The sequence below is a fragment of the Streptomyces sp. GC420 genome (assembly GCF_009916105.1).
Lineage (GTDB): Bacteria > Actinomycetota > Actinomycetes > Streptomycetales > Streptomycetaceae > Streptomyces.
Genome location: NZ_JAAAXQ010000351.1, coordinates 1 through 8,171, shown reverse-complemented (window position 1 = coordinate 8,171; position 8,171 = coordinate 1). Strand labels below are relative to the sequence as shown.

Genomic DNA, 8,171 nt, shown 5'->3' with positions numbered 1-8,171 from the left:
GGGCAGGGAGAGGTAGGTGATCTCGTTTTCGAGGACGATGACCGTATGGGTGCCTGGCGGTGCTGTGGTGAGTTCGGTGGTGCGGACGGTGAGTTCGCTGTAGGGGCCCGGTGGGTCGTCGAGGTGGCGCAGGCGTACGTAGGAGGGCTTGCTGAGCAGGCCGTAGCGGGCGGCGAGGTCGTTCTTCGGGGCTTCACGGTGGATGCGGTCGGCGGGGAGGCTGTGGTCGAGGAGTTCTCCGAGGATGCCCTGATGGGCCTCGATGAATTTGGTGTCGACGCCGGGGACATCGATCTGCCGTAGATATACCGGGGCTGCGATGTGGTTGCGGAACCACGCGACAGTGTCGATGAGGCGCTGCCAGTGGGGGGCGGCTTTGAGGACCTTCATGGGGTGGGCGGCCATCCACGCGGTGAGGGCCGGGTCGCTGGTGGCTGTGGCGGCGTGGAGGGCGTGGAACAGGTCGGCTTCGGCGGTCGTCTGCAGCAGGGTGACGAGCTGGTGCAGGGTGTCCACCCAGATCCGGATGGGGATCGTGTTCGTCGGGGTGTTGTTGTGTCCGCCGATGGTTTTAGTCTGGATCCGCATGTGGGGGTGGTGGTGTGCTGCCCAGGACTGTGCCCATTCGAGGGCTTTGCTGTAGTGGCGGTTGACGTCGGTGGAGGTGGGGCCTTTGAGGGGGACGGAGATGGGCTCGAATGGGTGGCCTTGTGCGGCTGCGGCCAGGTAGCGGCCGCTGTTCCATTTTCGGCGCAGGCTTTCGATGACGTCTTCGGGGCTGGTCCAGTGGCGTGTGGTCATGGCTGGGGCTCCGGTCGGGGAGCCGGCATCTGGGCTGCCTTCATGCGGGCAGCTCGGAACTCTTCGATGGTGAGCGTGTTCAGGCGGGATCGGACGGTGTCGGGGCGGTCCACGTAGCCGACTCGTGTGACGTGCGGCTCGATGACGTGCAGTTTCTGTAGCGGGGTGACCACGAGCAGCTGCAGGCCCAGGCGCTGGAACAGATCGAGTGCGAAGTGCGCGGAGGGGTCGTCGCCCCGTCCGAAGGCTTCGTCGATCACGACGAAGCGGAAGGTCTTGCTGTTGCCCGAGTCGATGCGGAACTGGTAGGCGAGGGAGGCGGCGAGGATGGTGTAGGCGAGTTTTTCTTTCTGTCCGCCTGACTTGCCGCCGGAGTCGGAGTGGACCTCGTGTTCGGTGTCGTCCGCGCGGTTGACTTCGCTGGCGTTGAAGATGAACCAGCGGCGGACATCGGTGACGCGGGCGGTCCAGTCGGCGTCGTGGCGGGTGTGCTCGGGGCGTCCTTTGAAGCGGTCGAGGAGTTGTTTGACCTGGAGGAATTTCTCCTCGGTGTAGGTGTCGTCGGGATCGGTGGCCAGGGCGTCGCTGGTGCAGGTGCGCAAGTCCCGGCGGAAGTCGCGGATCTCGACGCTTGCGGTGGGCGCAGCGTTGAGGCGGATGTAGCGGCCGGGGTTGTAGTTGATGGCGGCTAGCGAGGCGTTGATGACCTCGATGCGCTCGCGGATCTGCTGCTCCTGTGCGCTGAGGTGGGCTTGGAAGGAGGCGATGTCGCGGATGACGTTGGTGCGCAGGTACTGCAGGAACTGGGTCTCGAAGCGGGGGAGGTCGTCGTCGGTGAGACGGTTGTGCAGTTGCCGGTAGCCGTCCGCTGCTTCGATGCTGCTGTCGAGGTCGGTGGTGAACTGACGGTACGTGTCCCGGAAGGTCGCCATCTTCGTGGCTGTCTGTGAGGCGGCGCGCCGGTATGCCTCCGTGCGGCTTTCACGGTTCTGCAGAAGCTGCTGTGCGGCAAGGGTCTCTGCGGCGTCCAACTGCTCCAGAAGGTGGTGCACGCTGTCGGTCGGACCGGGCAGGAACGCAGTGAGCGCGTCGTAGTGTTCTGTCACGTCGGTGAGGTCGGCACGCTGGAGGAATGCGGTGGTCTTGTCCAGCTGGGCGGCTACGCGTTCGTGTTCGTTGCGGAGACTGCCGAGGTGTTCCTGGCCCGTGTCGAAGTCCTTGGTGCCGTGTGTGATTCCTTCTTCGGCCTCCTGCAGCTCAGTGGTGAGCTTGTCCAGGCCGGCTTCGGTCTCCAGGGTCCGCTTGCGCTGTTGCAGTTCTTCGAGTTCGCCGACGGCCGCCTGCCAGTCGATCTCCTGGTGGTTCTCGACGTTCGCGAGGAGGGCGAGAGCATCGCGGATGCCGGACCTGGAGTTCTCCTGCTGCTTGAGGTCGCGGGTGCGTGCGGTGATCTCGGCGCTCTCCTGAGTGAGGCGCTGTGCTTCCTCGAGGAGGGCTGTCAGCTTGGCCTGGTTCGTCCAGCCGAGGACCCAGGAGCGGCGGTCGTCGACCCGGGAGGTGTCGTCCTTTTCGTGCCGGCCGCCTCCGTTCTTGATCAGGCCTTGCTGGGTGACGGCCGGGCGGGTGGAGCGGGTGAAGGTGTCCAGGTCGCCCGCGCAGTGGTAGTCGGCCCGGGAGCGCAGCTGGGTGGCGAGCCAGTCGTGGGCCCAGCTGTCCTGGTTGAGTTCCAGTTTGCCCGTCAGGAAGCTGGGGTCCGTGGGCAGTTCTGTCGGCCGGATCTGTGCGGGCACGCGGTAGTACACGAGTCGCAGTCCCAGGTGGCGGCCGTTCACCCAGTTAGAGACTTTCGCGTAGTGGGCTTCTGGGACCAGAAGAGACAGGGCGAAGCCGCGCAGGACGCGTTCGGCGGCTCCGGCCCACTCGGTTTCGCTGTCCCGGACCTGGATGAGTTCACCGGCGAAGGGAAGTTCTTCCGCGGCCACACCGACAGCGGCGGCCAGGTCCCGGCGCAGGTCCAGCAGGCGAGCAGGGATGCTGGAGCGCTGGCTGTGCAGGCTGGTGATCTCCCGCCGGATCGCTTCGGTCGCCGTGGTGTTGGCGTGGCGGGCCACGGCGAGCTCATCGAGTTCCTGGCGGGCTTGCTGTTCGTGCTCGGTGGCCTGTTCACGGGCGAGGCTGATCTGACTGGCGCGTTCGTGGAACGATGCCGGGTCGTTGACCGGTGGCAGGCCCGCCCGCTCGAGCCAGCTTTGGTACTCGCTCGACCGTTTGCGGCGGCGGTCCCGCTCGCGGCCGAGCTCGTCGATCCTGGCCCTCAGTTCCACCAGCCGTTCGCCTCCGGCACCGTCGATGCGGCGCCTGAGCCCCTCCGCGGCCAACCGCAGTCCGTCCAGGTGCTGGGCGCGCTTGCGCTGTTCTTCGGTGAGCTGCCCGATGCGGGTGTGGAGGTCCGAGCCGAGGTGCGTCAGGGCGTCTTCGCGGCGCTGGGCGAAGAAGAGCGGAACGGCGTCGCGGCGCCGGGTCAGGAGCGTGATCTGTGCCTGGATGGCATCGCAGCGATCGCACGCCTCCACGATGGGCGTCAGGTGCTCGATCATCTGACGGGCCCGCACGACCTCGGCGTGGCTGGCGGTCAGCGCGTCGAAGTGCGCGACGATCTTGTCGACAGCCGCCTGGGCATCGAAGGGTTCGAGCATGCGTTCACGGACGAAATCGTCGAGGCTTCCGACTGCCTTCATCGACACGGTCTGGTGGAACAGGTCGAGGGCCTGCTCGCTGGGGATTCCGAGGCTGCGGCGCAGCGCCTTCCCGTACGGGGGGTAGCTGGTGTAGAGGGTGGCGCCGGTCTGCTTCAGGCGGCGGCGCAGGTCGGTGATGCTGGTGCCGAAGCGTGTGAAGTCGGCTTCGATGGAGAGGGGCCGGTCGGCGGTCAGGAAGAAGCGGTCCGGCTGGCTGGTGTTGGCGTCGGGCACCCAGAAGACCTGCGCGAGGGTGACGTGCGTGCCGAGGGTGTAGTTGGTGAAGACGCCGAGGATCACGCTGTGGCTGGTGGCGTCCCGCAGCGCCACCGGGCGGGTGCTGTCGGTGGCTTCGACCCGCTCGTTCTTGTGGTAGCCCAGGACGTAGGAGCGCAGGTCGCGCTCTTTGGCCTCTGCTCCGGCGGCCTTGTTGTAGGCGATCTTGTGGGCGGGGAGCAGCAGGGTGGTCATGGCGTCCACCAGGGTGGACTTTCCCGATCCGGCGGCGCCGGTCAGCAGGGCGCTGGCGCCGTCGGTGTTGAAGGACCAGACCGTGCGGTGGAAGGTGCCCCAGTTCAGCACTTCGATCCGCGTGAGTCTGAAGCCCGGGCCGACGGCGTCAGTGTCGTCGGCGGGGACGTGCTGCTGGGGAAGCAGCGGCACCGCGGCGGTGGTCAGGCTCATGCGTCGTCCTTCGGGGCGTCGAGGGTGTCGCGGTAGGTGGCGAGGAGGTCGTGGTAGTCGCCGAGCACTTGGGCATCGACCAGGGCTTTGAGATGGCGGCGTACCTCGTACCAGCCGGCTTGCTTGGTGGCTCTGAGGACCTTGAGGTCGCAAAGCTTCTTGATGTGGATCTCGATCTGGTCAACGAGTTGGGCTTCGTTGCTGCGCGGAGGCAGAAAGCCGCGGACCATGTCCACCAGGTCGTCGCGGGACAGCAGCAGCCGGGTGTCGGAGGAGGTGGCGTCGCTATCCGCGAGCCGGCCGCGCAGGAGCACCAGCATCAGGCTGACGGCGAAGGACAGCCGGTGGCGCGTGATGAGCCGGGGCACGCTAGCACCGTCGTCTCGCGTGTCCGGATCGCGTTGCCGTGCGAATGCGTATCCTTCTGCGGGATCGATGACGAGGTGCAGGCCCAGGACGGCCAGGTAGTCGCCGATGGCGGCCTGATGGGCGAGGATCTGCTCCCAGACGGCGGGGGCGTCGCTCTGATAGAGCACGCCTGCTTTCAGCAGGTTCACCACGGGCACGGTCAGCGTGTCGCTCACGACTGCTCCCCCTCGGCGGCGGTTTCGCCGTCGTCGTTGAGTACGAAGGTCACCCGCGGAACGGTGGCCGCGGTGCGGCCGGCTGAGCCGACCCTGTCGTAGACGAGCTCCCAGGTGTGGTCCGGATCGATCACGACGTCCAAGCCTGGCCGGGCCAGCTGGAAGTAGGTCAGCAGCTCGGCCAGCCCCTGGGTGAGAGGATGCTGCTCGAGGACGCGGGCCAAGGTCGTCTGTCCGCTGGGGCTCGCGCGGACGGCTGTCATCACCTGCATGGCGAGGACCTCCGGGTCCACGTACACGCCGCCGATGAGTTCCGAGATGTCCAGCTCCGTCGCGTCGTCGAGCGCTTCCTCGACGGTGCTGTCCAGTTCCACCCGTTCGATGGGCATGTACAGCCGCCGTTCCATGGGCAGTACCAGCTCCACCTGGGAAAGCTCCAGTTCCAGGCCCGGCAGATCGTTGCGCCCGTCGAGTTCCGCGATGCGGCGCTGGATGGAGCGCACCAAGTCCTGGACGCGGCGGTTCTCGTCCTGGCCGCGGTCGGCAAGGAAGCGGCGCAGTTGTTCGGTGAGCTGGCGCACCGTGTTCTGGGTGTTCTCGGCAGCCTCCAGCCATGCGAACGGGATCTTCAACAGGTTGCGGTTGGTTTTGCCTTCGAGCTGGGGCAGCAGGTTGACCTGCCCGAGCAGGTCGCGGAGTTCGTCTTGCCGCTGCGGGGACAGCAGGTAGTCGAAGAACGCCTGGAAGCTCCTGCCCTGGTCCGATTCGGCGATTGCCTCGCGATCCATGAGGAACGTCGCCAGCAGATCGCCCTTGCCGCCTTCTGCCGTGGCGATGTCGTGGCGAAGGCGCCGGTCCAGTTCCCGCAGGTTCGCCTCGACCTCGCGGAAGTCCCGCAGGAGTTCGACCGCGGTGGTCTCGACCTGCTGGTAGCGGTCGAGCAGGGCCAGCGGGGACAGCATGTCGACCTCGCCGGCGCGAAGCTGCGCGATCTGGGTGTCGATCGCGTCGCGTTCGCGGCTCAGCTCGTCGATCCGTGCCTGCGGATCGGTTTCGGTCCCGAAGGCCATCTGCCGCAGCAGGGCGACGATCGTGTTGAGCCGGGACTCGGTTCCGATGAAGGAGCGGGTGGGAAGCCCCCGGACCCAGGCAACCGCCTTCTCCAGGGCGCTGGTCGCGTCGAAGTGCGCCTCGTCCTCACCGGGCGGGTAGTACTTGCGCAGCCATCCGTTGGCGGTCCACTCCGTCAGATAGGCCGCGGCCGCCCGAGGGAACGAGCCGGCTCCCCGCTCGTTGAGGTCATACAGCTGGTCGTCCAGACGGGAGGCGAGGACCACTTCAGGGACGCCTCGGGCGTTCTCATCGACGAACACCGCACCGCAGAATGCCAGCACCAGCGGGGCATGGTCAGCCCGTAACAGCCGCCATGCCGGGTGATCGTGAAGCCCTGCGACATCCTCAAAGTCCACGCGTTCTCCCCCCCGTTCACACGTATACGAGACGCGGTGTCCGTCTCAGCCGAGGCGGATGAGGACTCACCTTAGAAGGCGGCACTGACAAACACGGCTAAACGAACGAATTATCGATATCCGGCTTACCCTGCTGCCCGTGCTTGTGTGGCGCCCGCTCACAGGCCGAGCTCGGCAAGGGCCTCCTGCCGCTGGGGACTGAGCGCGGAACGACGGCGTCGCACGTTGCTCAGCCACTGCCCCAGGCGCACGTGGTCGCCGTCGTCGAGGGTCTCGATGTGCCGTTGGGGTACATCGAGGTGGCCTTCCCGCTCGAGGAAGAACCGTGCGGCGGCCAGGCCGCGCCGGAAGGCGCGTTCCCTCGCGGGCAGTCGGCCGCCTGCTTGGGAGCCGGGAGCAGGTACCGGGTCACGTCCCAGTTGGGCGAGGAGAGTGAGCTGCCCGGGGTGCAAGTGATCGACACGGGCACGCTGAGCCCTGACCCACTCCCCCGCGTCCGCCGTACCGGCTTCGTCCGGGCCTCTGCGCGCGGCGTGGTAGGCCCGTTGCCAGGCGATCGGCCAGGGCGGGTTCCACCACGGGTCCAAGGCGGTGAGGGCGGCCGCACGTTCTGCGGTGAGGCGGCTGGCGCGGGTGCGCTGGGTCGCCAGCCAGCGCCCGAGGGGATAGTCGTCGTGGACCTCGTCGACGGGGGCGGCGAGGTGGCCGTGGCGGGCGGCGTAGGCGCTGGCGTGGGCGAGGCCACGGTCGAAGGCCTGCTGGCGGGGATCCCAGATGATGCCGAGGCGTTCCAGGGCCTGGGTGCGTGCTGGGTCGAGGGCGCCGGTGGTGTGCAGGTGGCGCTGCCAGGTCAGCCAGCGGCCCAGTGGGTAGTCAGCGGGGTCCTGATAGTTCTGGGGGACGTCCAGGTGGTGGTGGGCGTGGTGGTATCGGCGGGCCGCGGTCAGGCCGCGGCGCCATTCGGCGCTCTTGGGGGCCAGGACCCGTAGGGATAGGGCGAGGGCGACTTCTTCGGCCTGGGCGGGGCGGTCGAAGTGTAGCCATGCCTCGGGATCGTCCGCAGGCGTGGTGGGACGGTGCGTGCGGGGGTCGGCCAGGCGGGCCTCCAGGCGGTCGTCGTGGGCGCGCAGGGCCTGGATGGTGTGCCACAGCGGGGTGTAGGCGTCGGCGCCGAGGAGGTCGTCGGGGTCTTCGCCCGGGGTGAGGTAGACGGGGACGACGAGGGTGGCCTTCTTGCCGGCACCCGGCTGCTGGCGCAGGGCGCGGCCGACGGCCTGGACGGTGTCGACCGGGCTGTTCTTGGGGTCGGCGAAGACGACGGCGTCGATGGCGGGCACATCGATGCCCTCCCCCAGCACGCGTGCGTTGGACAGCACGGCCGGGGCGTGGGGGCCAGCGTGGGAGGCGAACTCCAAAAGGAGGCGGCGGCGGACCTGGGGGGCGTGGCGGCCGCTGATCCAGTCCGCCCACAGTCCCTCGGGGCGCAGGTGGCTGGGCAGGGTGGCGGCGGTGTCGTGCAGGGTGGCGGCAAAAGCGCGGGCGTCGGCGACGCGGTGGTGGAAGGTCAGGACGCGGCGCAATTGGTGGTCGTGGATGGCGCGCAGGGCGGCGACCTGGCGGCCGGCCAGGCGCAGTCCGTCGACGCCCGCGCCGGGTCCGGTGGCGAGCCAGTCGCGCAGGTCTTCGTCGGTGACGACGGGGACGAGGATCTGGTAGTCGGCGAGCAGGCCGAGGTCGATGGCGTCGGAGAGGGTGAGCCGGTAGGCGACGGGGCCGAAGAGGGATTCGTCGTCCATGGAGGCCACCGCCTCCGTGTTCTCGTCCGGGCTGTCATCGGGGTCCCAGACGCGGGGGGTGGCGGTCAGGTAGAGGCGCCGGGCGGTGGGGACCTGGTC

At 68.1% G+C, this 8,171-nt stretch carries 5 protein-coding genes; all 5 read right to left on the bottom strand.

What is annotated here, in order from left to right; translation table 11 throughout:
• A partial coding sequence (locus GUY61_RS30680) for a DUF3322 domain-containing protein (protein WP_166633515.1) occupies nucleotides 1-801 on the bottom strand: 801 nt, incomplete at its 3' end.
• Complete coding sequence (locus GUY61_RS30675; protein ID WP_166633514.1) at nucleotides 798-4,223, bottom strand: ATP-binding protein; 3,426 nt, start codon at nucleotides 4,221-4,223, stop codon at nucleotides 798-800. The genes GUY61_RS30675 and GUY61_RS30680, both read right to left, overlap by 4 nt.
• On the bottom strand, nucleotides 4,220-4,807 hold the full coding sequence (locus GUY61_RS30670) for a DUF4194 domain-containing protein (RefSeq protein ID WP_166633513.1): 588 nt from the start codon (nucleotides 4,805-4,807) through the stop codon (nucleotides 4,220-4,222). Before GUY61_RS30670 ends, GUY61_RS30675 begins: the two co-directional genes overlap by 4 nt.
• Entirely contained in the window at nucleotides 4,804-6,276 is a 1,473-nt protein-coding gene (locus GUY61_RS30665; protein WP_166633512.1) for a DUF3375 domain-containing protein, read from the bottom strand. Before GUY61_RS30665 ends, GUY61_RS30670 begins: the two co-directional genes overlap by 4 nt.
• 158 nt (nucleotides 6,277-6,434) lie before the next feature.
• Nucleotides 6,435-8,171, bottom strand: a 1,737-nt coding sequence (locus tag GUY61_RS30660) for a helicase associated domain-containing protein (protein WP_166633511.1), incomplete at its 5' end; no start/stop codon positions are given.

What these genes read in the sequence shown, in the direction of transcription:
- GUY61_RS30675 (WP_166633514.1), bottom strand. Translation starts at nt 4,223, where the DNA reads ATGAGCCTGACCACCGCCGCGGTGCCGCTGCTTCCCCAGCAGCACGTC.